We start from the raw sequence: 24,075 nt of genomic DNA on the forward strand, positions 1-24,075 counted from the left end.
GGACAGGAAATGCGGGACAGGCAGGCCGGGCCTGGAGCGTACCCAGGACCATAATCGCGCGCCATGGAAACCAAATGGCTGGAGGACTTCGTGAGCCTCGCCGAAACCCGCAGCTTCAGCCGCTCGGCCCAGTTGCGGCACGTGACCCAGCCGGCCTTCTCGCGCCGCATCCAGGCCCTCGAGAGCTGGGCCGGCACCGACCTGGTGGACCGCAGCAGCTATCCCACGCGGCTCACGGCCGCCGGCCAGACCCTCTACACCCAGGCGCTGGAGATCCTGCAGTCGCTGCAGAGCACCCGGGCCATGCTGCGCGGCCATTCGGCCGTGGCGCAGGACGTGATCGAGTTCGCCGTGCCGCACACGCTGGCCTTCACCTTCTTCCCGAGCTGGGTCACGCGGCTGCGGCAGGAGTTCGGTCCGCTCAAGAGCCGGCTGATCGCCCTGAACGTGCACGACGCCATGATGCGGCTGGTGGAAGGCAACTGCGACCTGCTGATCGCCTATCAGCATCCCTCCCAGCCGCTGCAGCTGGACACCCACCGCTACGAAATGGTCCACCTCGGCGAAGAGGTGGTCGCACCGTGGGTGAGGCCCGACGCGGAAGGCCAACCGCGCCACCGCCTGCCGGGGCAGCCCGGCTGGCCGCTGCCCTACCTGGGCTATGCACCGGGCGCCTACCTGGGCGGCGTGGTCGACCAACTGCTCAAGTCGTCCTCCGTGCCCATCCACCTGGACCGCGTCTACGAGACCGACATGGCCGAGGGCCTGAAGGTCATGGCCCTCGAAGGCCATGGCATCGCCTTCCTGCCGCAGAGCGCCGTGCGCAACGAGGTGCGCTCGCGCAAGCTGGTCAGCGCCAACGGACCGGACATGGCGCCGCTGGAGGCCACGATGGAGATCCGTGCCTACCGCGAGCGCCCGGCGGCCCCGGCCCGCGGCGGCGACGGCGGCTCCACGCCCAAGCGCGCGGCCGATCTGCTCTGGGCCTACCTGACCAACGCGCAACCGGCCGCCGATTGACCGGTCCGGCGCCTTCCCGCGGCGCTGCGCAGCGCATCTGTCCCCGCCTTCAGCGCGGGGGGCGCTGCGAGCCATGCATTTGCGATGCCGTGTATGCATGCCTCCATCCCTGATGCACATGGGCCTGCCACAGCTTGGGCATGGAGACTGCTAACCCTTGCAAAGCCCTGACACAGAGGGCGCACGCCTCACTTTGTGGTGCGCAGCGCGCTGTTTTAATGCCCAATGTTGGTGGGTTCTGCACCCTCTTGGTTCGGGTTATCCCGAAAAAGGTGTGTGTCTAGAATTTCGCCCGTCCCCGACCCCTCCCAAGGAACATTCATGAAGAAGCAACTCACGCTCATCGCCATCGCGGCGCTCGCCACCAGCGCAGCGTTCGCGCAGGCCACCGACACCCTGGCCAAGATCAAGGAGCGCGGCGCGGTCAACCTCGGCGTGCGCGATTCGTCCGGCCTGGCCTTCACGCTGGGCGGCGGCAAGTACGTCGGCTTCCACACCGAAATGGCCGAGAACATCATCAAGGACATCGGCAAGGACCTGGGCAAGCCCCTGACCATCAACTACCAGGTCATCACCTCGCAGAACCGCGTGCCGCTGGTGCAGAACGGCACCATCGACTTCGAGTGCGGCTCCACCACCAACAACACCGCGCGTCAGAAGGACGTCGACTTCGCCTACACGACCTACGTGGAAGAAGTCCGCATCCTGACCAAGGCCGACTCCGGCATCAACGGCATCGCCGACCTGAAGGGCAAGACCGTCGCCACCACCACGGGCACGACCTCGGTCCAGACGCTGCGCAAGAACAAGCGCGCCGAAGGCATCGACTTCAAGGAAGTCATGGGCAAGGACCACGCCGACAGCTTCCTGCTGCTCGAGTCGGGCCGCGCCGACGCCTTCGTGATGGACGGCTCCATCCTGGCCGCCAACGCCGCCAAGTCGAAGAACCCGAAGGACTTCAAGCTCGTCGGCGAAGTGCTGTCGGTCGAGCCGATCGCCTGCATGCTGCCCAAGGGCGATGCCAAGCTGAAGAAGGCTGTCGACGACAGCATCGTCCGCCAGATCAAGGATGGCTCGCTGGCCAAGCTGTACGACAAGTGGTTCATGCAGCCGATCCCGCCGAACAACGTCAACCTGAACATGCCCGCGTCGCAGAGCACCAAGGACGCCTGGGCCAACCCGAACGACAAGCCGATGGAAGCCTACGCCAACAAGTAAGGTCTCTGTCGACCTCAATAGCCAAGCCCGCGCGGCACGCCTGCCGACGCGGGCTTTTCGATGGAATGAGCGCGGGGCCTGACCCGCGGAGGAGGATGGATGCTGAGCCTGGATATGTCGGTTTTCTGCCAGGACACGCTCACCAATGAGGCGGTCGCCAGCTGTTTTGCACACGGGCGCGACCAGACCTATCTGCAGTGGATGCTCAATGCCTGGGGCTGGACCGTGAGCGTCGCGCTCGCGGCCCTGCTGCTGGCGCTGGTGGTCGGCTCGATCATCGGCACCTTGCGTACCCTGCCGGACAGTCCCTGGCTGGTGCGCTTCGGCAATGCGTGGGTGGAGCTGTTCCGCAACATCCCGCTGCTGGTGCAGGTGTTCATCTGGTACTTCGTGCTGCCCAAGATGATTCCGGCGATGCGTGACCTGCCGCCGCTGGTGCTGGTGGTGTGCGCCCTCGGTTTCTTCACCTCGGCGCGGATCGCCGAGCAATTGCGCTCGGGCATCCAGGCGCTGCCGCGCGGTCAGCGCTACGCGGGCATGGCGGTGGGCTTCACCACCTTCCAGTACTACCGCTTCGTGCTGCTGCCGATGGCCTACCGGATCATCATGCCGCCGCTGACCAGCGAGTCGATGAACATCTTCAAGAACTCCTCCGTCGCCTTCGCGGTGTCGATCCCCGAGCTCACGCAGTTCTACCTGCAGGCCGGCGAGGAGACCTCGGCCCAGATCCCGATCTACATCGGGGTCGTCATCCTCTATGTCATCAGCGCCATGCTGATCAACCGCATCATGACCTTCATCGAGCGCAGGATCCGCGTGCCGGGCTTCGTGGCCGCGGGCGGGACGGGAGGCCACTGACATGTTGGGCCTCGACTTTTCCTTCTACAGCTGGAACCTCATCAGCACCTATGTGCTGAAGGGCCTGTACTTCAGCGTGATGCTCACCGTGGTCGCCACGCTGGGCGGCATCTTCTTCGGCACGCTGCTGGCGCTCATGCGGCTGTCGGGCAAGAAGTGGCTGGACTTCCCGGCGGCGGTGTACGTCAACGGCATGCGTTCGGTGCCGCTGGTGATGGTGATCCTGGGCTTCTTCCTGCTGGTGCCTTTCGTCATCGGCCGGCCCATCGGTGCCGAGACCTCGGCCATCGTCACCTTCATCTGCTTCGAGGCCGCCTACTTCTCGGAGATCATGCGCGCCGGCATCCAGTCGATCCCGCGCGGCCAGGTGTTCGCGGGCATGGCGGTGGGCATGACCTACAAGCAGAACATGACACTGGTGATCCTGCCGCAGGCCTTCCGCAACATGCTGCCGGTGCTGTTGACGCAGACCATCATCCTGTTCCAGGACACCTCGCTGGTCTATGCCATCGGCGCCTACGACCTGCTCAAGGGCTTCGAGACGGCAGGCAAGAACTTCGGCCGTCCCGAGGAGGCCTACCTGCTGGCCGCCGTCGTCTATTTCATCCTCTGCTATTCGCTGTCCTACATGGTCAAGCGACTGCACAAGAAAATCGCCATCATCCGATGAAGGGTTCAAGCCATGGCTGAAAAAATGATCGAAATCAAGAACGTCTCGAAGTGGTACGGCCCCGTCCAGGTGCTGCACGACTGCTCGGTGAGCATCGACAAGGGCGATGTGGTGGTGGTGTGCGGCCCGTCGGGCTCGGGCAAGTCCACGCTGATCAAGACGGTGAACGCGCTGGAGCCGATCCAGAAGGGCGAGATCGTCGTCAACGGCGTCAAGGTCAACGACCCCAAGACCAATCTGCCCAAGCTGCGCTCCAAGGTGGGCATGGTGTTCCAGCACTTCGAGCTGTTCCCGCACCTGTCGGTGACCGAGAACCTCACCATCGCGCAGATGAAGGTGCTGGGCCGCAGTGCGGACGAGGCCAAGACCCGAGGCCTGAAGATGCTGGACCGCGTGGGCCTGATGGCGCACAAGGACAAGTTCCCCGGCCAGCTCTCCGGTGGTCAGCAGCAGCGCGTGGCCATCGCCCGCGCCCTGTCGATGGACCCCATCGTCATGCTCTTCGACGAGCCCACCTCGGCGCTGGACCCCGAGATGGTCGGCGAGGTGCTGGACGTGATGGTGAGCCTGGCCAAGGAAGGCATGACCATGATGTGCGTGACCCATGAGATGGGCTTCGCGCGCAAGGTGGCCAGCCGCGTGATCTTCATCGACGTGGGCGGCCGCATCCTGGAAGACTGCTCCAAGGAAGAGTTCTTCGGCCATCCGGAGAACCGCCAGCCGCGCACCAAGGACTTCCTCAACAAGATCCTGCAGCACTGAGTCCCGTCTGCGATCGCACCGACCGGCCACGCATGTTCCGCTTCTGCCCCTTCGCTGCGCACCGCCCCGTCTTGCGGGCGTGCACGCGCGTGGGCGTCCAGCGGCGCCTGCGCGGCCAGTGCCTGGCCGCACCCTCCTGAGCCCGGCGAGCACGCATCCATCCTCCTCGCCAATCGCATCGCCGGGCTTGCACCCGGCGATTGTTTTTCAGGAGTCGTGCGATGTCTTTTTCTTCTTCCTCTTCTTCCCCGACCACGTCCTCGTCCGCCACGGCCGCGCCGGTGCGTGTGCTGACCGAGCTGGACCATGTGCGTCTCGGCAAATGGCTGCAGGCCCCGTCCGCGGCGGCCGATGCGCTGCAGGATGTGCTCGACAGCGCCGAGCTGGTGCCTTCCGCACAGGTGGCGCCCGACGTGGTGACGATGCGCTCGCGCCTGCGTGTGGCCGAGGCCGGCGCGTCCACCGCCCGCGAGATCGCGCTGGTCTATCCTGACGAGGCCGATGCGGGCCAGGGCCGCATCTCCGTGCTGTCGCCCGTGGGCATCGCCTTGCTGGGCCTGCGGGCGGGTCAGGAGGCACGCTGGCGTGCTCCCGACGGGCGCGCGGCCGTGCTGCAGGTGGAGGCCATCACCTTTCAGCCCGAGGCCAGCGGCGAGTTGCTGCGCTGACCGGGCCTGTGCCTGTTTAAGAACCTTCTAAGCGCCCATTCCTAGGATGAACCCATCGCCCTCCGACACCTGCGGTGTCCGGGCGATAGGCCGTGGACGTGGCCGGTCCGTGGTGACCGGCCATGCCCTCACCCATGTTCTTGCCCCAGGAGTGTCCCCATGAAAGTTCTCGCAGCCCTCTCCGTCCTGACCTTGTCGACCCTGGCCGCCTCGGCCGCGATGGCACAGACGCCGCCGCCTGCCCCGGCTGCTCCCGCTCCGGTGCAAGCCACGGCCACCGCCAAGCCCATCGTCAAGATGCGCTGCTCCGACTACGTGGCGCTCGACGAGACCGTGAAGCCCAAGTTCATCTACTACGCCGTGGGCCACGGCACGCACGGCAAGAAGGACGCGGTGTTCGACGAGGTGGCGGTCGAGAAGATCAAGCCGCAGCTCGACGAGTTCTGCAAGATCAACCTCACCAAGTCGGCCTACAGGCAGGTGATGGCCAGCAGCATGGCCTCCGACCCCGTGCATGGGGCCGGGATGCAAAAGGCCAAGTAAGCCGCCTTACTTCTGCCGCGCCGCGATGGCCTTCTCGGCCTTGTCGACCAGGCCGGCGCCGATGGTGCCCTTCCACTTGGCGTAGACCGGCCGCGTGGCCTTCACGAAGGCGTCCCGCTCGGCCGGCGTGAGCTGGGTCACCGTCACGCCCATGCCGGCGATCTCCTTGAGCAGCGGCTTGTCGGCTTCGGTCAGGCCCTTGCGGGCCAGGGCGATTTCCTGCTTGCCCGCATCGATGGCGGCCTGACGCACGATGGCCTGGTCGGCGGGCGTCCAGCTGGCCCAGATCTCCTTGTTGACCACGAAGATCAGCGGGTCGGCCACGTAGCCCCAGGTGGTCACGTACTTCTGGCCCACGGTGTGCATCTTCAGCACGGTGAACAGGAACAGCGGGTTCTCCTGCCCGTCCACCGCGCCGCTGGCCAGCGCCGGCTGTGCATCGGCCCAGCTCATCTGCGTGGGGTTGGCACCCAGGGCGCTGAAGGTGTCGGAATAGATGGGCGAGCCCACCACGCGCAGCTTCATGCCCTTGAGGTCTTCGGGCGTCTTGATGGGGCGCTTGGAATTGGTCACCTCGCGGAAGCCGTTCTCGCCCCAGGCCAGCGGCACGACGCCTGCCTTGTCCAGGCGCGCGAAGATGTCCTTGCCCACCTCGCCCTGCGTCAGCGCGTCGATGGCGGCGTAGTCGGGCATCAGGAAGGGCATGGAGAAGAGGTTGAGCTCCTTCACCTGCGGCGACCAGTTGATGGTCGAGCCCACCGCCATGTCGATCACGCCCTGGCGCAGCGCGCTGAATTCGCGCGTCTGGTCGCCCTGGATCAGCGAGACGCCGGGATAGAGCTTGATGTTGATGCGGCCCTGCGTGCGCTCCTTGACCATGTCGGCCCAGAGCTTGCCGGCCATGCCCCAGGGCGTGGGCGGGCCCAGCACCAGGGACATCTTGTATTCGGCCTTGTAGGCCGACTGCGCGGCGGCGCCGGTCGAGAAGGTGGCGAGGGCCACGGCGGCGGCGGCCAGGCCGATGAGGCTGCGGCGGAAGGTGGATGGGGTCATGCTTCGTCTCCTTTGGGTTGTCTTGTCGGGGGCTCCGGCGTCGTCAGTAGCCCAGGTAGCGCGGCAGCCACAGCGCCAGCTGCGGCCAGATGATCACGGCCACCATCACCAGGAACATGGCGAACAGCATCCAGCCCACCCAGCGCACGGTGGACTCCATGCGCACGCCGGCGATGCGGCAGGACACCATCAGGTTCACCGCCAGCGGCGGCGTGAACTGGCCCAGCGCCACCTTGAGCGTGAGCAGCACGCCGAACCACACCGGGTCCCAGTTGTAGTGCTGCACGATGGGCCACAGCAGCGGAACGAAGATCAGGAAGATCGACACGCCGTCCAGGAACATGCCCACCGTGATCAGCATGAGGATGACCAGCGACAGCACGCCGTATTCGCCCAGGCCCGAATTGACGATGGCCTTGGCCACCGGGTCGATCACACCCAGCGTGGAAAGCGAATAGGCAAAGATGCCCGCCAGCGACACCACGATCAGGATCACCGCCGACAGCTCGCCCGATTCGCGCAGGATCGGGAACAGGTCGCGGACCTTGATGGTGCGATGGATCGCCATGCCCACGAAGAGGCCGTAGAACACGGCCACCACCGCCGCCTCGGTGGGCGTGAACCAGCCGGCGCGCATGCCGCCCAGGATCAGCACCGGCGCCGCCAGGCCCCACACCGCCTCGCGCAGGCTCTGCCAGAAGGGCGGGCGGGGCAGCGTGGCCTCCAGCGCACCCATCTTGTGGCGGCGGGCCATCCACACCGCCGGCACGATCAGCGCCAGCCCGGCGAGGATGCCCGGCACCATGCCGGCCGCGAACAGCGCCGGCACCGAGGCGCCCGGCACCAGCACCGAATACACGATGAAAGCCACCGAGGGTGGGATCAGGATGTCGGTGGCGGCCGCCGCGCCGACCACGCTGGCCGAGTAGGCCGCCGGGTAGCCGGCGCGCGACATGGCCGCGATCATCACCGCGCCCACGGCGGCGGCATTGGCCGGGCCCGAGCCCGAGATGCCGCCCAGGAACATGGCCACCACGATGGCCACCAGCGGCAGCATGCCGGGCCCGCGGCCCACGATGGCGATGGCGAAGTTCACCAGCCGCAGTGCGACGCCCGAGCGGTCGAAGATGGAGCCCACCAGCACGAACATCGGAATGGCCAGCAGCGGGTACTTGCCCAGGCCCGCATAGAAGTTCTGCGGCACGGCCAGCAGGCCGAACCACTGCGCATCGGCATTGGCCAGCGCGATGCAGGCCGCGCCGGCCAGGCCCAGCGCCGCGCCGATCGGCACGCCGATCAGCATCATGGCCACGAAGCCGACGAAGAGCAGGGTGGCGATCATGCGTCGCTCCCTTCACCGCCATCGGCGGGGCGCCGGCCGCGGCGGATGAACAGGCCCACGGCACGCAGGCCGATGCCGGTGCACACGATGGGCAGCCAGATCGAGTACCACCACTGCGGCACGCCGATGCCGGGCGAGGTCTCCTCGAAGCGCCAGTCGTCCCACACCACGCGCACCGACAGCGCCGCGATCAGGAAGAACAGCAGTGCCACCATGGCCGCGCCGAACTGCGCGAGGCGCCGACGGCGGTTCAGGGAGCCGGCCTCGCTGAAGTATTCGATGCGGATGTGCCGGTCGCGCGCCACGGCGGCGCAGCCGCCCACCATGGCCAGCAGGATCATCAGGAAGACCGAGAACTCCTCCGTCCAGGCGAAGGAGGTGTCGGTGAAATAACGCACCAGCACGTTGGCGAAGGTGATGCAGGCCAAGAGGCCCATGATGACGACGGTGGCCCAGTCCTCGATGGCCAGCGGCACCTTCACGGGCTCGTCGGCGGCGGCGATGTCGGGGGGGAGGGGGCTGGCAGCGTCCAGCTGGGCGCCGGGCTCGGGGGCGGAGGACATGGGAGGCGGGGGCGGCCGGGCCTTGCGCGCGCCGCACCGGGGAGGAAAACGACGTCGGATCGTAGGGGGCGACGTCCCTTGAGCGCATGGGGGCTTTCCATGAACGGCACGGGCGACACGCACATTGGCGACAGTCGGGCCATGCCCCGCATCGCCCTCATCTCCGACACCCACAACCTGCTGCGTCCCGAGACGCTCGAATGGCTGCATGGCAGCGACGCCATCGTGCATGCCGGCGACATCTGCGGCGCCGAGGTGCTGCAGACGCTGGACGCCATCGCGCCCACGCTGGCCGTGCGCGGCAACAACGACATCGGCCCCTGGGCCGAGGCGCTCCCCAAGCGGCTGGACTGCGAGCTGCACGGCGTGCGGCTGTGCGTGGTGCACGACATCGCCGACCTGGTGGCCGAGCCGCCGGCCCTCGGCACGCAGGTGGTGGTCACCGGCCATTCGCACCGACCGCACGTGGAAATGCGGGGAGCAGTGCTCTACGTGAACCCGGGCAGCGCCGGGCCGCGGCGCTTCAAGCTGCCGGTGTCGGCGGCCGAACTGCAGGTGCGCGAGGGCCGGGTGCAGGCGCGGGTGAAGATGCTGTTGGAGGTGTGACGGTCTTGTGCTCCCTCTCCCCCTGCGGGAGAGGGGCTCTGGCACCCGGTCTGGGGTCGTGGCTCAGGCGGGCTGCTGATGCAGCAGCGCGGGGGTGGCCAGCATATGCACCTCGCAATCCACCTGCGCCGCGGCGCGCTCGATGACGGCGAAGTCGCCGGCATCCACGGCCAGCAGGGCGTGGTGCCAGGTGCCCGGCGCCAGCGTCACGCCCTGGCGCCCATCGGTGAGGAATGCGGCGAGGTCGGCGGGCCCCGGTGCGTCGCCTGCACGCGCCACCACCACGATGAAGCGCAGCACGCCCAGGGGGATGAAGGTCTGGCTGCCGAGGCCGTGGCGCTCCATCTCGGTCACGCTGTGCGGAAAGCCCCGGGCCTGGGCCCGGAAGAGCGCCAGCGTCGCGCGTCCGCCGGCGGCGCCCAGTTGCAGATCGTCCACCACGTCGAAGCGCTCGGTGGTCCCGTTGTTGATGAGACGGCCGTGGCCCTGCGCTGGCGCTTCGATCACCGTGCCATAGGGCGCGAAGTCCTCGGCGCTGAGCGGCCGTGGCCGCAGGGGGGCGCCCTGCGCAGACGAGGCCGAGGGCGAAAGCGGCTTCACCCTGTGGCGACACCCGCCTGGGCCAGCATGGCATGCAGCAGCACGTTGCAGCCGGCGGCCAGGTGCTCGGGGTTTGCATCCTCGATCTCGTTGTGCGAGATGCCGTCCTTGCAGGGCACGAAGATCATCGCGGCCGGCGCGACCCGCGCGACGTAGACCGCGTCGTGCCCGGCGCCGCTGACGATGTCCTGGTGCGGCAGGCCGGCGCGTTCGGCGCCCTCGCGCACGGCGGCCACCAGTTGGGGCGTGAACTGCACGGGCGGGAAGTACACCGTCTGCTCCACCGACACGCTCACGCGGCCTTCGGCCTGCAGCGCGGCGCAGGCGGCGCGCAGGCGCGCGTCCATGCGGGCGAGGCCCTCGTCGTCGCCATGGCGCAGGTCCACGGTGAAGGTCACGCGGCCCGGGATGACGTTGCGCGAGTTGGGATGCACCTGCACATAGCCGACAGTGCCGCGGCCGTGCGGCTGCTCGTCCATGGCGATGGCGACCACCTCCTGCATCAGGCCGGTGGCGGCCTGCAGCGCGTCGCGGCGCAGGCGCATGGGCGTGGGACCGGCATGCGCCTCCTGGCCGGTCACGATCACGTCGTACCAGCGTTGGCCCAGGGCGCCGGTGACCACACCGAGCGGCACGGCGGCGTCTTCGAGCACCGGGCCCTGCTCGATGTGGGCCTCGAAGTAGGCGCCGAAGCGCGGCGCGCCTGCGCTCACGGCGGCGGGCTCGCTGCCGGCGAAACCCGAGGCCGCCAGGGCTTCTGCCACCGAGATGCCCTCGCGGTCCCGCGCGGCCAGCGCATGGTCGAGCGTGAAGGCATCGGCGTACACGCCCGAGCCCATCATCACCGGCACGAAGCGCGAGCCTTCCTCGTTGGTCCACACGCAGACCTCCAGCGGCGCGACGGTGCGGATGCCCGCGTCATCGAGCGTGCGCAGCACCTCCAGGCCCGCCAGCACGCCGTAGTTGCCGTCGAACTTGCCGCCCGTGGGCTGGGTGTCGATGTGGCTGCCGGTGGCGACGGCGGGGCGCGTGGGATCGCTGCCCTCGCGGCGCACGAAGAGGTTGCCGATGGCATCGACGCGCACGCTGCAGCCCAGCTCCTGCGCCCAGCGCAGGAAGAGCTGGCGGCCCTGGCGGTCCAGGTCAGTCAGGGCCAGGCGGCAGACGCCGCCCTTGTCGGTGGCGCCGATGCGCGCCAGCGTCATCAGCGATTGCCAGAGGCGCTCGCCGTCGATGGCGAGCGGGCGGTTGGGGGTGGCGGTGGTCATGGTCGTGCGGGGTATCGGTTCAGTGGGCCACCAGCCGTTCGGCCAGCGCGATGAGGCTGCGGTCGCTGCCGGCAGGGCCCAGCAGCGACAGGCCCAGCGGCGCATCGTCGCGGCGCGCGAGCGGCAGCGACAGCTGCGGAAAGCCCGCGAGTCCTGCCAGGCACAGCAGGCGGATGGACCGGTTGCGGTAGTCCTCCAGCGCCGATTCGGGGTCGCTGCGCAGCGGCGCGATGTCGGGCATGGTGGGCATCACCAGCACGCCGTCGTGGCCCAGCAGCGCGGCCAGGTGGGCACGGAAGCGGGTGCGAAAGGCCTGCGCCTCGGCCACCTGCGCATCGGTCACGCCGCGCGAGAAGGCGAAGCGCTCCTTCACGCCCGGCCCCAGCGGCGGCGCGAAGCGCTCGATCAGCGGGCCGTCGGTCATCCAGGCCTCGCGGCCCTGGATGTGGCGGAAGTGCCAGTACATGGCGTCGAAGCTCTCCAGCGCGGCTTCGACGGGAGTGGCCGTGCCCAAGGCGGCCTCCACCTGCGCCAGTGCGGGCTGCAGCGCTTCGGCGGCCTCGGGCGTGGCCAGCGCCCAGACGTCGGTGGGGCGCAGCAGGCGCGGCCGTGTGGGCGGGGGCGCCGGGTCGGCGGCCAGCAGCACGTCGGCCACGCGGGCAAAGGTGCCGATGTCGCGCGCGAACCAGCCACAGGTGTCCAGGCTGGGGGCGAGGTCCAGCGCGCCTTCCAGGCTGACCCGGCCGTGGGTGGGGCGAAGGCCGACCAGGCCGCAGTGGTTGGCCGGGGCGCGCACCGAGCCGCCGGTGTCGGTGCCCAGCGCGAAGTCGCACAGGCTGTTGGACACCGCCGAGGCCGAGCCCGATGACGAGCCGCCGCTGATGCGCCCCGGCACGGCACCGTTGATGGGCGCGCCGAAGTGCGCGTTGTCACCGTTCATCGAGAAGGCGAGTTCGTCGGTCACCGTCTTGCCGGCCAAGGCCGCGCCGGCATCGAGCAGCTTCTGCACCGTGGATGCGGTGCGGGTCTTGATGCCCGACATCGCCAGCACGATGGGGCTGCCGCCGCCGGTGGGGTAGCCCGCGACGTCGAACAGGTCCTTCACCCCGAAGGTCAGGCCCGCCAGCGGCCCGGTGGCGGCATGCGGCACCGGCGTGTCGGGATAGGGGACGAAAGCGTGGACGGGGTCGTGCAGAGGCATGGGTTTCCTGAAGCGGTCAGGCGAGCGCGGGGGCCAGGCCGGCGGTCTCGTCGGTGCGGTTGCAGCGGGCGCGGTGGCCCGGGTCGAACTGGACGACGCGCGGCTGGCCGTCCAGGCAGGCCTCGGTGGCCAGCGTGCAGCGGGGCGCGAAGGCGCAGCCCGGCGGCAATGCGGCCAGGTCTGGCGGTGCGCCGGCGATGGTGCCCAGCGGCGTGCCGCGGTCCATGGCGCCATGGGCCCGGCTGCGCAGCAGGGCGATGGTGTAGGGGTGGCGCGGCCGGTGGATCAGCTCGCGCGCCGTGCCTTCCTCCACGATGCGGCCGGCATACATCACGGCGATGCGGTCGGCCACCTCGACGGCGGCGCCGATGTCGTGCGTGACGAAGATCGTTGCCAGCCCCAGGTCGCGCTGCAGCTCGCGCAGCAGCAGCAGGATCTGGATCTGCACCGTGGCGTCGAGCGCGGTGGTGGGCTCGTCGGCCAGCAGCAGTTGCGGGTTGCAGGCCAGGGCCAGCGCGATCATGGCGCGCTGGCGCATGCCGCCGGACATCTCGTGCGGATAGGCCGCGAGACGGCGCTCCGGGCTGGGAATGCGCACGCGCTCGAACAGGGCCAGCGCACGCGCATGGGCGGCGGCCTTGTCCAGGCCCTCGTGCCGGCGCAGCGATTCGACGATCTGGGCGCCGACGGGGTAGACCGGGTCCAGCGCCAGCAGCGGCTCCTGGAAGATCATCGACGCCACCTTGCCGCGGTAGGCCGACAGTTCGCGGCCCGACATGGCCAGCACGTCGCGCCCCGCCACCTGCACCTGGCCGCCGATGTGGGTGCGCCGCTCGGGATGCAGGCGCAGCAGCGTGCGCAGCGTGACGCTCTTGCCCGAGCCCGATTCGCCGATCAGCGCCACCACCTCGCCGCGGCGCACCTCCAGGCTCACGCCGCTGACGGCCTGCACCGGCTTGCGGCCGCCAGTGAAGGTGACGGTCAGGTCGTGCACGCGCACGAGCGGCGCCTGGGCATCGGGCAAGTCGTTCATGGAGGTCATGGGGTCATGCGGCCACAGCGGGCGCCTGCGGATGGCCGCTGCCGGCCTCGTGCACCAGGCAGCGCGCCACGCGCAGCGGCGCGACCGGCAGCAGTACCGGCGCACGCTGGCTGCACACGGGCGCGGCATGGGCGCAGCGCGGATGGAAGCGGCAGCCCGAGGGTGGGTCGATGGGATTGGGCGGGTCGCCGGCCAGTGGCGCCTCTTCGGTGCGGCGGTCCGGGTCCATAGAGGGCATGGAGGACAGCAGCGCCTGCGTGTACGGGTGCGCCGGCTCGTCGTAGAGCGCATCGGCCGGACCGACCTCCGCCACCTGTCCCAGGTACATCACCATCACCCGGTCGCTCATGTAGCGCACCACATGCAGGTCGTGGCTGATGAAGACATAGGTCAGGCCGAACTCGGCCTTGAGCTGCTGCAGCAGGTTGATGACCTGCGCCTCCACCGACTTGTCCAGCGCCGAGACGGCCTCGTCCAGGATCACCAGCCGCGGCTGGAGCGCCAGGGCGCGGGCGATGTTGACCCGCTGGCGCTGCCCGCCCGAGAGCTCGTGCGGCCAGCGCTCGGCAAAGCGCGAGGGCTCCAGGCCCACGCGCGCCAGCAGGTCGCGGGCGCGCTCCACCGCCTCGCGCCGGCGCACGCCGTGCACCTGCGGGCCGAAGGCGATCGAGTCCTCGATGGTCAGCCGCGGGTTGAGCGAGGCATAGCTGTCCTGGAACACCATCTGCACCTGGCGCCGGAAGTCCTTGAGCGGCAGGTCGCGCGAGCCGACCACGCGGCCGTCGAACACCACCTCGCCGGCCGTCGGCGCGATCAGGTGCATCAGCAGCCGGGCCGTGGTGCTCTTGCCGCAGCCGGATTCGCCCACCACGCCAAGCGTCTCGCCCTTGAGCACCTCGAAGTCCACGCCGTCCACCGCGCGCACCACGCCACCCGCGCGGCCCAGCAGGTCCTTCTTGAGCGGGAAGTGCTTCTGCAGCCCGCGGATGGTGAGCAGCGGCTGCGCCGGGCCGCCGACGTCGTCGTCGTGCATCGTCATGCCTTGTTGTCCATGGCGGAGCGCAGCCCGTCGGAAAGGAGGTTGAAGGCGATGGAGGTGATGAAGATCATCACGCCCGGCAACGCCGCCACCAGCGGCTGCGTGTAGATGGCGGTGCGCAGCGTGTTGAGCATCAGGCCCCATTCGGGCTCCGGCGGCTTCACGCCCAGGCCCAGGAAGGACAGGCCCGAGGCCAGGATCATCGACACCGCCACCAGGCTCGTGGCGTACACGAAGATGGGCCCGAGCACATTGCCCAGCACATGCACCCGCACGATGGTGAAGCCGCTGGCGCCCGAGGCGCGCGCCGCCTCCACGTAGTCGCGCCCGCGCACCTGCGTGGTCACCGACTCCGCCACCCGCGCGATCTGCGGGATGAACACGATGGTCAGCGAGATCAGCGAGTTGGTGATGCCTGCGCCCAGCGTGCCCGACAGCGCGATGGCCAGCAGCACCGACGGAAAGGCATAGAAGACGTCGATGGTGCGCATGATGGCCGTGTTGACCAGACCGCCCGCATAGCCGGCGAGGATGCCGATGCCCGAGCCGACCACGAAGGCGCACAGCACCGGCGCGATGCCCATGAACAGCGACAGCCGCGCGCCCACGACCAGGCGCGACAGCAGGTCGCGGCCCAGTTCGTCGCTGCCCAGCGGCAGGCCGGGCGTGCCCACCGGCTTGAGGCGCTTGAACATCGAGGACTGGTAGGGATCGGCCGGCGCCAGCCAGGTACCGAAGATGGCCATCAGCACCAGCAGCAGCACCACCACGGCGGCGACCATGGCCACGGGGTCGCGCACGAAGCGCGCGCCCACCGAGGCCCAGTAGCCGCGCGTGCGCTGCGCCGGCAGCGGCTGAACGTCGGCGGGAGATGAAAGAACGGCGGACATCGATCAGCTCCGGGCGATGCGCGGGTCGAGCAGCGTCTGCAGCACGTCCACCGCCAGGTTGAGCAGCACGAAGAACAGCGCCAGCACCAGGATCGTGCCCTGCAGCAGCGGCAGGTCGCGCTGGAAGATGGCGGTGTTGAGCAGGAAGCCCGTGCCGGGCCAGGAGAACACCGTCTCGATCAGGATCGAGCCGCCGAGTAGGTAGCCCAGTTGGAGGCCCATCACCGCCAGGGCGGTGGGCGCCGCGTTCTTGACCACGTGGCGAAAGACGCCGAACTGTGTGAGCCCCTTGGCCTTGAGGCCGACGATGAATTCCTGCGCCAGCAGCTCGGCCACCAGCGCCCGCACCGTGCGGGCGATGATGCCCATGGGAATGACCGACATGGTCAGCGCCGGCAGCAGCATGAACTGCACATGGGCCCAGTCCCAGGCCCACTCGCCGGAGCCGCCCGGGCCGGCACCGGTCGCGGGCAGCCACATCAGCTGCGACGAGAACACGATCACCATCACCATGCCCAGCCAGTAGTGCGGCGTGCTCACGCCCAGCACCGAGAGCAGCGAGGCCAGACGGTCGATGACGGAGTTGCGGAAGTAACCCGCCACGAAGCCGAACAGCGACCCAAGCACGAAGCCGATGGCCGTGGCCAGCACTGCCAGCCGCAGTGTGTTGACGACAGCGCGCATCACCTCGCCTGCCACCGGCCGGCTGGTGCCGATGGACAGCCCCAGGTCGCCGTGCAGCGCCCGCCATACCCAGCGCACGAACTGCTCCGGCAGCGGCCGGTCGAAGCCATAGACCGAGCGCAGTTGGGTCTGCAGTTCGGCCGAGGCATCGGCCGGCAGCACCGACACCAGCGGATCGCCCGGTGCGATGTGCACCAGGGCAAAGCACACCAGCGTCACGCCCAGCATGATGGGCACGGTGTAGAGGATGCGTCGGAGCAGGTAGGCGAGCATGGCGGGGTCGTTCAGGCCGTCTCGGTGAAGCGGCTGCGGGCCGTCACTGCATCTTCATGGTCGCGATGTCGATGAACCAGCTCTTGGGCTGCACGACGTTCTGCACCTTGGGCGAAATGGCACGCGGGCCCACGTCGTGCGCGACGAAGAGGAAGGGCGCCTCGTCCACCACGCGGGCATGCAGCTCGGCCAGGGCGGCGTCGCGCGACTTGTCGGCGAAGCTGGTGCGGGCCTTCTCGACCAGGGCGTCGGTCTTGGGGTCGCTGTAGTAGCCCCAGTTCTGCGCGACCGGCGGCTGGGCCTTGGTGCTGACGAAGCGCACCATGGCGAAGAAGGGGTCCATGGTGGCGGCGCTCACGTTGGTGGCATGGGCGCCATGCGCGCCGGGGTCCTTGGCGCCCAGGCGCCAGCCGGAGAACAGGGTGTTCCACTCCACCACGTCGAAGTCGACGTCGAACCAGCAGTCCTTCAGGCTCTGCTGGATGAACTCGTTCATGGGCAGCGGCTGCATCTGGCCCGAGCCCGAGGCCGAGGTCTGCACCTTGACCTTGGCCGGCTTGGCGGCCGAGTAGCCGGCCTGCTGCATCAGCTTCTGGCCGGCGGCCACGTCGTACTTGATCTGGAAGGTGGGGTGGCCACGCCACGGATCGCCCGGCTCTGCGATGCCGGTGGCTTCGACCATCATGCCGCCCAGCAGCTCCTTGAGCGCGGCGCGGTTGAGGCACAGGTTGGCGGCCTGGCGCACCTTCAGGTCCTTGAAGGGCGAATCGGGCAGCAGCGAGAACTGCCAGGGCCACAGGTGCGGCTGCAGGTTGGAATACACCTTGAAGCCGCGCTGCTTGATGGTGGCCAGCGCATCGGGCGCGGGCGCCTCGATCCAGTCCACTTGGCCCGACAGCAGGGCGGCGGTGCGCGAGTTGGCCTCGGGCAGCGGCAGCAGCACCACGCGGTCGATCTGCGGGCGGCGGGCGGCGTCCCAGTACTCGGGGTTCTTCACCATCTCCAGACGCTCGCGCGGCACGAACTTCGAGGCCTTGAAGGGGCCGGTGCCCGAGGGGTCGGCGGCGAAGGCGGTCCAGGCCTGCTTGGCGCGCTCGGCCTTGTCGGTCACGCTGGCCGGCACGGCGTCGAACTTCTTCTGCCAGTGGGCCGGCGAGGCCATGAACAGGTTGGTGAGGTTGATCGGCAGGAAAGAGTCGGGCTCGCTGGTGGTCAGCTCCACCGTCAGGTCGTCGACCTTGCGGGCGGTGCGCAGCGTGGGCATGCGCGAGGCCGTCACGCCGATCTGGGCCGGGTCGTACTGCGGTGCGGCCTTGTCGAGCACCTTGCCCACGTTCCACACCACGGCGTCGGCGTTGAAGGGCGTGCCGTCATGGAACTTGACGCCGGGGCGCAGCTTGAAGAGCCACTTGGTCTTGTCCTTGGCGTCGACCGCCCACGACACCGCCAGGTCGGGGATCACCACGCTGGGCTTGGTGGCCGAGCTCAGGTCCCACTGCGTGAGGCTGTCGTACATCGGGATGCCGGTGAAGCGGTTGCCTTCGTAGCCCTGATCGGGCTGGCCCGAGGTGCGCGGGATGTCGGCGGCGGTCATGGCGATGCGCAGCACCTTCTCCTGCGCGTGTGCGGTGCCCAGACTCAGGGCAAGGGTGGCGGCCAGCGCGCTGGCGCGCAGTGCGGAGACACGGAAGGACGGACGGGCGGGGCAGGGCATGGAGCGGCCTCGAAGGTTGAGAGATGCCTCTGCATTGCAAAGCGCGTGCCTGCCTGCGTGAATCGGTAATAGCTATTTTTGTATCGATAGTCGATACGTTTCGTCGTTGCGGTGCATGGCCGCACCTCGGCGGGTGCGTGGTGGGCGGGCGTGGTGCGGGAGGGTCAGTGCGGCAGCGCGCTCGCGATGGCGCGCGCGCACTCGATCACCATCGGCGCCAGCTTCTTCTGCGCCGCCTCCAGCGTCCAGCGGCTGGTGGGCGGCGACACATGCACCGCCCCATGCGGCCGGCCGCGCCGGTCCACGATGGGCGCGGCGATGCCCATGTCGCCGAGGAAGAGTTCCTCGTCGTTGGTCGCGTAGCCCAGCTTGCGGCAGGCCGCGACGCGCGCCTGGATGGCGGCGATGCCGGTCAGCGTGGCGGGCGTGCGTGCCACGCGCGTGGAGCCCTGCAGCAGCGCGCGCACCTGCTCATCGGGCAGGCAGCTCATCCACGCTCGGCCGCTGCTGGTGCAGTACATGGGAATACGCATGCCCACGGGGGTGAGCACCGGGATGAACTGCGTGGTCATGCGCTGCGCCACGTAGAGCATGTCGAAGTCCAGCGGTTCGGTCAGGCTGGCCGTCTCGCCACTCGCGCTGGCCAACTGCGCCAAGTAGGGGTTGGCCGCCTGCACCAGCGGATGGCTGGCCACGTAGTTGAAGCCGATGTCCATGCTGCGCGCCAGCAGGCGGAAGCGCCGCGTCTGGCCGTCCTTGCCCACGTAGCCCAATACCTGCAGCGTGTGCACCGTGCGCTGCGCCGAGGCGCGGGTCATGCCCGTGCGCTCGGCGATCTCGGCCAGCGTCATGGTGCGGTGCGCGGCGTCGAAGCTGCGCAGCACTGCCAGGCCCTTTTCCAGCGACTGGTTGTAGAGCGGGTCGGCCGCATCGGCGGCCGGTGCGGCAGCGGTGGGGATGCGTGGGCGTCGGGCGGGCGGGGCCATCGGAGTTGGGCGGGAAGGGACCATCGATTCTGCGCGAGGCAAGGCCCATGCCGGGGCCGATGGGACAATCCCGCGCCATGACCGACACCCTCACGATCACCCGACCCGATGACTGGCACCTGCACGTGCGCGACGGCGCCGCCCTGCGCGACGTGGTGCCGCACACCGCGCGCCAGATGGGCCGCGCGCTGATCATGCCCAACCTGCGTCCGCCGGTGACCACCGCCGAGCAGGCCCTGGCCTACCGCGACCGCATCCTGGCTGCCGTGCCCGAGGGCGAGCGCTTCGAGCCGGTGATGTCGCTCTACCTCACCGACAGGCTGCCGCCCGAGGAAATCGCCCGTGCCGCCGCCGCCGGCGTGCGCGCCCTCAAGCTCTACCCGGCCGGCGCCACCACCAACAGCGATGCCGGCGTCACCGACATCCGCAAGACCTACGCCACGCTCGAAGCCATGCAGAAGCATGGCCTGCTGCTGCTGGTGCACGGCGAGGTGACCGATCCGGCCATCGACCTGTTCGACCGCGAGGCCGTCTTCATCGACCGCGTGCTGCGCCCGCTGCGCGCCGACTTCCCCGAACTGCGCATCGTCTTCGAGCACCTGACCACGCGCGAGGGCGCGCACTACGTGCGCGACGAAGGCGGCGAACACACGGCCGCCACCATCACGGCGCACCACCTGCTCTACAACCGCAACGCCATCTTCACCGGTGGCATCCGGCCGCATTACTACTGCCTGCCGGTGCTCAAGCGCGAGGAACACCGCCAGGCGCTGGTGCAGGCCGCCACCAGCGGCAGCCCGCGCTTCTTCCTGGGCACCGACAGCGCGCCGCACCCGGCCCACCTGAAGGAACACGCCACCGGCTGCGCCGGTTGCTACACGGCCCTGTCGGCCATCGAGCTGTATGCCGAGGCCTTCGACAACGCCGGCGCGCTGGACAAGCTGGAAGGCTTCGCCAGCTTCCACGGCCCCGACTTCTACGGCATGCCGCGCAACACCGGCACCATCACCCTGCGCCGCGAGGCCTGGACGCTGCCCGAGACGGTGCCCTTCGGCGAGGCCACGCTCAAGCCGCTGCGCGGTGGCGAGACGGTCGGCTGGAGGCTGGCATGAGCACGACGGCGCCGCTGTCCGGCGGCAAGGTGATGCTGCTGGTCGACGCCGACAACGTGTCGGCCGACGTGATGGAACAGGCGGTGCGCCGCGTGCTGGCCGAGCATGGCCACCTGCACGTGCGCCGCGCCTACTGCACCCCCGAGGTCGCACTTCGCCACCAGGGGCTGTTCAAGCGCCTGGGCATGCGGCCGCTGGTCAACCTGGCGGCGGGCAAGAACAGCACCGACATCGCGCTGGCGGTGGATGCGCTGGATCTCGCCATCGCCGAGCGGCCGCAGGTGGTGTACCTGGTGTCCTCCGACTCCGACTTCGCCCCGCTGGTGCTGCGCCTGCGCGAGAAGGGCTGCCGCGTGTGCGGCATCGGCCAGCAGGGCAAGACGGGCGATGAGACGCGGGCGGCCTACGACCATTTCATCGACCTGGTCCACAAGGGCGGCGAGGCGATCGCGGCGCCCGCACCCGGCCCGGCGGCGACGTCGGCGCGTCCGCCTGCCGCACGCAAGGTGGCGGCGAAGAAGGCACCCGCGGCCAGGAAGACGTCGCGCCGCGCCGCTGCCGAGTCGGCGCCCGCACCGGCCCCGGCACTGCCCCCCGCACCGGCACTGCCCCCCGCGCCAGCGGCGGCGCCCGCCAGGAAGAAGGCGAGTGCGTCCCCTGCCGCCAGGAAGACGCGCAGCGCCGGCACCCGCGGCGAGCGCGTGGTCGAAGCGGCGCCACCAGCCGAGGCGCCGGCCGTCGCACGCAAGACGGCTTCGGGCCGCCAGGACGCCTTGGTCGATGCCGACACCATCCTCGGCGCCGTGCCCGCCCTGCGCGGGGGCGCCGAAGTGGCCCTCAACGACGTGGCCCAGGCGCTGCGCGCTGCGCGGGTGCTGGGCAAGAACGCCAGTTCGATCAAGCTCTTCGACAAGCTGCCGGCGGACTTCCAGGTGCTGCACCAGCCCGACCGTATCCGCTGGAAGGGCGCGGCCGGCCGTTGAGCCCGTTGCCGGCCGTCGACTGGGAGCACCCCGGCCTGGCGCCCTGGCGGCGCTGGGGCGAGCCGGTCGCGCGTGCCGCCGCCAGCCTGCGCCTGCATGCGGCACTGCAGTCGCTGGCCGCGCCGCCGCAGCCCGGCTTCGTCCCGCAGGAAGCGCTGCCTGCCGACCAGCCTTACGAATGCTTCATCGACCGCACCGGCCGCGTGCCCACGCGCGACAACCTGCACGACTTCTTCAACGGCCTGGTCTGGCTGGCCTTTCCAACGGCCAAGCGCCAGCTCAACCGCCTGCAGGCGGCAGAGATCGCGGCGCGCGGCATCGGCCCGGTGCGCGGCCGGCTGCGCGATGCCATCACGCTGTTCGACGAGCACGGCGCGGTGCTGCAGGCGCCGCCCGTCCTCTGGGCCGCCCTGCAGGCGCGCGACTGGCGCCGGGCCTTTGTCGATCTGCGGCCGCTGTGGGCTGAAGCGCGCCTCACGGTCTTCGGCCATGCGCTGATGGAGAAGCTGGTGGCCGGCCAGAAGTCGGCCACGGCGCATCTGCTGCTCGGCCCAGACCCGCACGATCCCTCGCTGACGGCCGACGACGGGCGTCTGGTCGACGCGCTGACCGCTGACTGGCTCGTGCGCAAGCCCTTCACCCCGCTGCCCGTGGCCGGCGTCCCCGGCTGGCACCCGGGGAACGCGAACTTTTGCTTTTATGATGACTCGGAGGTCTTCCGACCTCGCCGCGCTGCAGACCCAGAACAACTTACAACGGTGCGGCATGCCGTGATGCTTGAAGCGGGCCGGGGGGCCCCCATCTTCACGGCGTCCCTTCCTCCCACGGAGAAACCGACTTGAAACGCATCTTCCTGTTCGTGCTCACGAACGTCCTGGTGGTCGCCGTGCTCGGCGTCGTCGCCAGCCTGCTGGGCGTCAACCGCTACCTGACGTCCAATGGCCTCAACCTCGGCGCGCTGCTCGGCTTCGCGCTCATCATGGGCTTCGGCGGCGCGATCATCTCGCTGCTGATCTCCAAGCCCATGGCCAAGATGAGCGCCGGCGTGCGCATCATCAACGAGCCGCAGTCGCCCGACGAGGCCTGGATCGTCGCCACCGTGCGCAAGTTCGCCGACCAGGCCGGCATCGGCATGCCGGAGGTCGGCATCTTCGAGGGCGAGCCCAATGCCTTCGCCACGGGTGCCTTCAAGAACTCGTCGCTGGTGGCCGTCTCCACCGGCCTGCTGCAGAACATGACGCGCGACGAAGTCGAGGCCGTCATTGGCCACGAGGTGGCGCACGTGGCCAACGGCGACATGGTGACGATGACGCTGATCCAGGGCGTGATGAACACCTTCGTCGTGTTCCTGTCGCGCGTGATCGGCTACTTCGTCGACAGCTTCCTGCGCCGCGGCGACGACCGCGAGAACAGCGGCCCCGGCATCGGCTACATGGTCACGACCATCGTGCTGGACATCGTGCTGGGCTTTGCCGCCGCCATGGTGGTGGCCTGGTTCTCGCGCCAGCGCGAGTTCCGCGCCGACGCTGGCGCCGCCAAGCTGATGGGCCGCAAGCAGCCCATGATCAACGCCCTGGCCCGCCTGGGCGGCCTGCCCGCCGGCGAACTGCCCAAAGCGGTCGAGGCCATGGGCATCACCGGCAGCATCGGCAAGCTGTTCGCCACGCACCCGCCCATCGAAGAGCGCATCGCGGCGCTGCAGGCTGCGCAGCAGGGCTGATGCGCGAGAGGCCGGGGCGCGCGCCCTGGGCCTCCGACCAAAGGAAAGGCGCCTCCGTTGGGGGCGCCTTTTTTATGGCTCGGCGTCAGACGCATTCCGGGCCTCTTGCGTTCCGCGCGCGCCGGTCCGGCGGTGCACTGCTCGAGCCAGGCGCCGCGTGGCGCCCGGCTGTTCGCACTTGGTCAGGCCTCGCTCGGCGTTTCGCTCACCGCGGGATCAGCAGCGGCCGCCGTCTTGCTGGCCTGCTTGCCCAGCACCCGCCGCGCTTCGCCCAGGTCCATGCCGTACATGGCGGCGAAGGCCTCGACCGTGGGCTGGCCGCTGGCCTCGAAGGCGCGCTGCAGCGCCTCGCGCCGGGCCAGTCGGCGGCCGTGCTCGGTGAAGGCTTCGTCGATCAGGGCCAGGGCATCCGGCTGCGCCACGCGCACCTGCTGCACATAGTCCATGCGTTCCAGGCCGCTGGCGCCGATGGCGTCGGCCAGGCGGGCCACCAACTGCGGACGCAGGTCCTCCTGCGTGCGGCCCTGCCGGCGCTTGAAGAGTTCGACGATGGCATGGTGCACGTGGTCGGGCGCCAGATCCTCCACCGGCTGGCCGTCCAGGTCGTGGCGCGGGACGCGGTTGGCGATGGCGTCCAGGTAGCGGGTGGAGCGCGCATGCTGGCCCAGCGCCACCTTCAGCTCGTCGCCCGGCAGCACCTCGGCATGGCGGGCCAGCAGGTCCTCGTAGATGCCGCGCTTGAGCGGCAGGAAGCGCGCGCCGAACAGGTGGGGATATAGGCCGGCCAGCGTCTCCAGCAGCGGATGCACCTTGCGGCCGGCGTTGCGCTGGGCCACGTTCTGGCCCTTGGCCGGGTTCTGGCGCTGGGCCTGCGGCTGGCGCTCGGGCTGGGCGCCGTCGGCGGCGGGCCGGCCCGCACCACCGTTGCCCTGGCCACGGCCGCCTCGGCGGCGCCGTTGGCCACGTTCACCGCGTTCTTCGCCGCGTTCGCTGCGTTCACCGCGCGTGAGGCCCGCTTCCGGGGTCGGGGCAGGCCCCGCAGCTGCTGTGCCGTCCCCGGTCGGCGCGGCGTCGGCGCTGCCGGCAGGGGCATTGCCGGCGGATGCCGATGCAGCGCCACTGTCCGGCGTGGGCGCGCTCGAAGCGGCTGCCGGGGCCGACGCTGCGGCGGTGGGCGTGGCGTCGGCGCTCGAAGGCGCGGCATGCGCGGGCGTGTCGTGGAACGGCGTGTCGTTTTGGTCGCTCATATCGGTCGCAAAG

General features: G+C 69.6%; 25 protein-coding genes. 12 read left to right on the forward strand and 13 right to left on the reverse strand.

Annotated features, from left to right (window positions below; all coding sequences use genetic code 11):
• The first annotated feature begins 63 nt into the window (after positions 1-63).
• The 7 genes from ACT54X_RS21000 (at position 64) to ACT54X_RS21030 (ending at position 5,739) form a co-directional block, all read left to right on the forward strand.
• Entirely contained in the window at positions 64-1,020 is a 957-nt protein-coding gene (locus tag ACT54X_RS21000) for a LysR substrate-binding domain-containing protein (protein WP_294373597.1), read from the forward strand.
• A gap of 321 nt (positions 1,021-1,341) precedes the next feature.
• Positions 1,342-2,238, forward strand: a complete 897-nt coding sequence (locus ACT54X_RS21005; RefSeq protein WP_294373594.1) for an amino acid ABC transporter substrate-binding protein — start codon at positions 1,342-1,344, stop codon at positions 2,236-2,238.
• A gap of 102 nt (positions 2,239-2,340) precedes the next feature.
• Entirely contained in the window at positions 2,341-3,096 is a 756-nt protein-coding gene (locus tag ACT54X_RS21010; RefSeq protein ID WP_043114669.1) for an amino acid ABC transporter permease, read from the forward strand.
• Position 3,097: 1 nt separating this feature from the next.
• Positions 3,098-3,766, forward strand: a complete 669-nt coding sequence (locus tag ACT54X_RS21015) for an amino acid ABC transporter permease (RefSeq protein WP_234193037.1) — start codon at positions 3,098-3,100, stop codon at positions 3,764-3,766.
• A gap of 24 nt (positions 3,767-3,790) precedes the next feature.
• Positions 3,791-4,528, forward strand: a complete 738-nt coding sequence (locus tag ACT54X_RS21020) for an amino acid ABC transporter ATP-binding protein (protein ID WP_234193710.1) — start codon at positions 3,791-3,793, stop codon at positions 4,526-4,528.
• Positions 4,529-4,749: 221 nt separating this feature from the next.
• Complete coding sequence (rnk, locus tag ACT54X_RS21025) at positions 4,750-5,196, forward strand: nucleoside diphosphate kinase regulator (RefSeq protein ID WP_294373591.1); 447 nt, start codon at positions 4,750-4,752, stop codon at positions 5,194-5,196.
• Between the two features lie 159 nt (positions 5,197-5,355).
• Positions 5,356-5,739, forward strand: a complete 384-nt coding sequence (locus ACT54X_RS21030) for an HdeA/HdeB family chaperone (protein WP_294373589.1) — start codon at positions 5,356-5,358, stop codon at positions 5,737-5,739.
• Positions 5,740-5,745: 6 nt separating this feature from the next.
• Here ACT54X_RS21030 and ACT54X_RS21035 read toward each other — a convergent pair whose 3' ends face one another.
• The 3 genes from ACT54X_RS21035 to ACT54X_RS21045 are packed head-to-tail and all read right to left on the reverse strand — an operon-like array spanning position 5,746 to position 8,697.
• On the reverse strand, positions 5,746-6,792 hold the full coding sequence (locus ACT54X_RS21035; protein WP_294373587.1) for a DctP family TRAP transporter solute-binding subunit: 1,047 nt from the start codon (positions 6,790-6,792) through the stop codon (positions 5,746-5,748).
• 43 nt (positions 6,793-6,835) lie between these two features.
• Positions 6,836-8,134: a TRAP transporter large permease gene (locus ACT54X_RS21040; protein WP_294373584.1), complete on the reverse strand. Its 1,299-nt coding sequence runs from the start codon at positions 8,132-8,134 to the stop codon at positions 6,836-6,838.
• Positions 8,131-8,697, reverse strand: coding sequence for a TRAP transporter small permease (locus ACT54X_RS21045; RefSeq protein ID WP_294373582.1), 567 nt, complete (start codon positions 8,695-8,697; stop codon positions 8,131-8,133). Before ACT54X_RS21045 ends, ACT54X_RS21040 begins: the two co-directional genes overlap by 4 nt.
• A 141-nt stretch (positions 8,698-8,838) precedes the next feature.
• On the opposite strand from ACT54X_RS21045, the gene ACT54X_RS21050 reads away from it, so the two are divergent.
• Positions 8,839-9,303 carry a metallophosphoesterase family protein gene (locus ACT54X_RS21050; protein ID WP_294373579.1) on the forward strand — a complete coding sequence of 155 codons (465 nt, stop codon included), beginning with the start codon at positions 8,839-8,841 and terminating at the stop codon, positions 9,301-9,303.
• A gap of 63 nt (positions 9,304-9,366) precedes the next feature.
• Here ACT54X_RS21050 and ACT54X_RS21055 read toward each other — a convergent pair whose 3' ends face one another.
• The 9 genes from ACT54X_RS21055 to ACT54X_RS21095 form a co-directional block, all read right to left on the reverse strand.
• Positions 9,367-9,903, reverse strand: a complete 537-nt coding sequence (locus ACT54X_RS21055; protein ID WP_294373576.1) for an ureidoglycolate lyase — start codon at positions 9,901-9,903, stop codon at positions 9,367-9,369.
• A complete protein-coding gene (locus tag ACT54X_RS21060; RefSeq protein WP_294373573.1) occupies positions 9,900-11,171 on the reverse strand; it encodes a Zn-dependent hydrolase in 1,272 nt (423 codons plus the stop codon). The genes ACT54X_RS21055 and ACT54X_RS21060 overlap by 4 nt, the downstream gene beginning before the upstream one ends.
• A 19-nt stretch (positions 11,172-11,190) precedes the next feature.
• A complete protein-coding gene (locus ACT54X_RS21065; protein WP_294373570.1) occupies positions 11,191-12,372 on the reverse strand; it encodes an amidase in 1,182 nt (393 codons plus the stop codon).
• A 16-nt stretch (positions 12,373-12,388) separates the two neighbouring features.
• Entirely contained in the window at positions 12,389-13,405 is a 1,017-nt protein-coding gene (locus ACT54X_RS21070) for an ABC transporter ATP-binding protein (RefSeq protein ID WP_294373568.1), read from the reverse strand.
• Positions 13,406-13,418: 13 nt separating this feature from the next.
• A complete protein-coding gene (locus ACT54X_RS21075) occupies positions 13,419-14,453 on the reverse strand; it encodes an ABC transporter ATP-binding protein (RefSeq protein ID WP_294373567.1) in 1,035 nt (344 codons plus the stop codon).
• Positions 14,450-15,343: an ABC transporter permease gene (locus tag ACT54X_RS21080; protein ID WP_294373565.1), complete on the reverse strand. Its 894-nt coding sequence runs from the start codon at positions 15,341-15,343 to the stop codon at positions 14,450-14,452. Before ACT54X_RS21080 ends, ACT54X_RS21075 begins: the two co-directional genes overlap by 4 nt.
• Positions 15,344-15,346: 3 nt before the next feature.
• Positions 15,347-16,300: an ABC transporter permease gene (locus ACT54X_RS21085; RefSeq protein WP_294373563.1), complete on the reverse strand. Its 954-nt coding sequence runs from the start codon at positions 16,298-16,300 to the stop codon at positions 15,347-15,349.
• A gap of 43 nt (positions 16,301-16,343) precedes the next feature.
• Positions 16,344-18,014, reverse strand: a complete 1,671-nt coding sequence (locus tag ACT54X_RS21090) for an ABC transporter substrate-binding protein (RefSeq protein WP_294373558.1) — start codon at positions 18,012-18,014, stop codon at positions 16,344-16,346.
• Between the two features lie 164 nt (positions 18,015-18,178).
• Positions 18,179-19,000 carry an IclR family transcriptional regulator gene (locus tag ACT54X_RS21095; protein WP_476348388.1) on the reverse strand — a complete coding sequence of 274 codons (822 nt, stop codon included), beginning with the start codon at positions 18,998-19,000 and terminating at the stop codon, positions 18,179-18,181.
• A 77-nt stretch (positions 19,001-19,077) separates the two neighbouring features.
• Here ACT54X_RS21095 and pyrC point away from each other — a divergent pair, with 77 nt between their 5' ends.
• From pyrC to htpX, 4 genes are read left to right on the forward strand one after another with little or no spacing between them, the layout of a single operon-like run.
• Complete coding sequence (gene pyrC / locus ACT54X_RS21100; protein ID WP_476348390.1) at positions 19,078-20,112, forward strand: dihydroorotase; 1,035 nt, start codon at positions 19,078-19,080, stop codon at positions 20,110-20,112.
• Positions 20,109-21,095, forward strand: a complete 987-nt coding sequence (locus tag ACT54X_RS21105) for an NYN domain-containing protein (RefSeq protein ID WP_294373550.1) — start codon at positions 20,109-20,111, stop codon at positions 21,093-21,095. The genes pyrC and ACT54X_RS21105 overlap by 4 nt, the downstream gene beginning before the upstream one ends.
• Positions 21,092-21,937: a DUF3025 domain-containing protein gene (locus tag ACT54X_RS21110; protein ID WP_476348392.1), complete on the forward strand. Its 846-nt coding sequence runs from the start codon at positions 21,092-21,094 to the stop codon at positions 21,935-21,937. Before ACT54X_RS21105 ends, ACT54X_RS21110 begins: the two co-directional genes overlap by 4 nt.
• Entirely contained in the window at positions 21,934-22,815 is an 882-nt protein-coding gene (htpX, locus tag ACT54X_RS21115; protein WP_017761873.1) for a protease HtpX, read from the forward strand. Before ACT54X_RS21110 ends, htpX begins: the two co-directional genes overlap by 4 nt.
• A gap of 182 nt (positions 22,816-22,997) precedes the next feature.
• Here htpX and ACT54X_RS21120 read toward each other — a convergent pair whose 3' ends face one another.
• Complete coding sequence (locus tag ACT54X_RS21120; protein ID WP_476348395.1) at positions 22,998-24,062, reverse strand: ProQ/FINO family protein; 1,065 nt, start codon at positions 24,060-24,062, stop codon at positions 22,998-23,000.
• Between the last annotated feature and the right edge of the window lie 13 nt (positions 24,063-24,075).

Source organism: Pseudacidovorax sp. DMC4, from assembly GCF_056314265.1.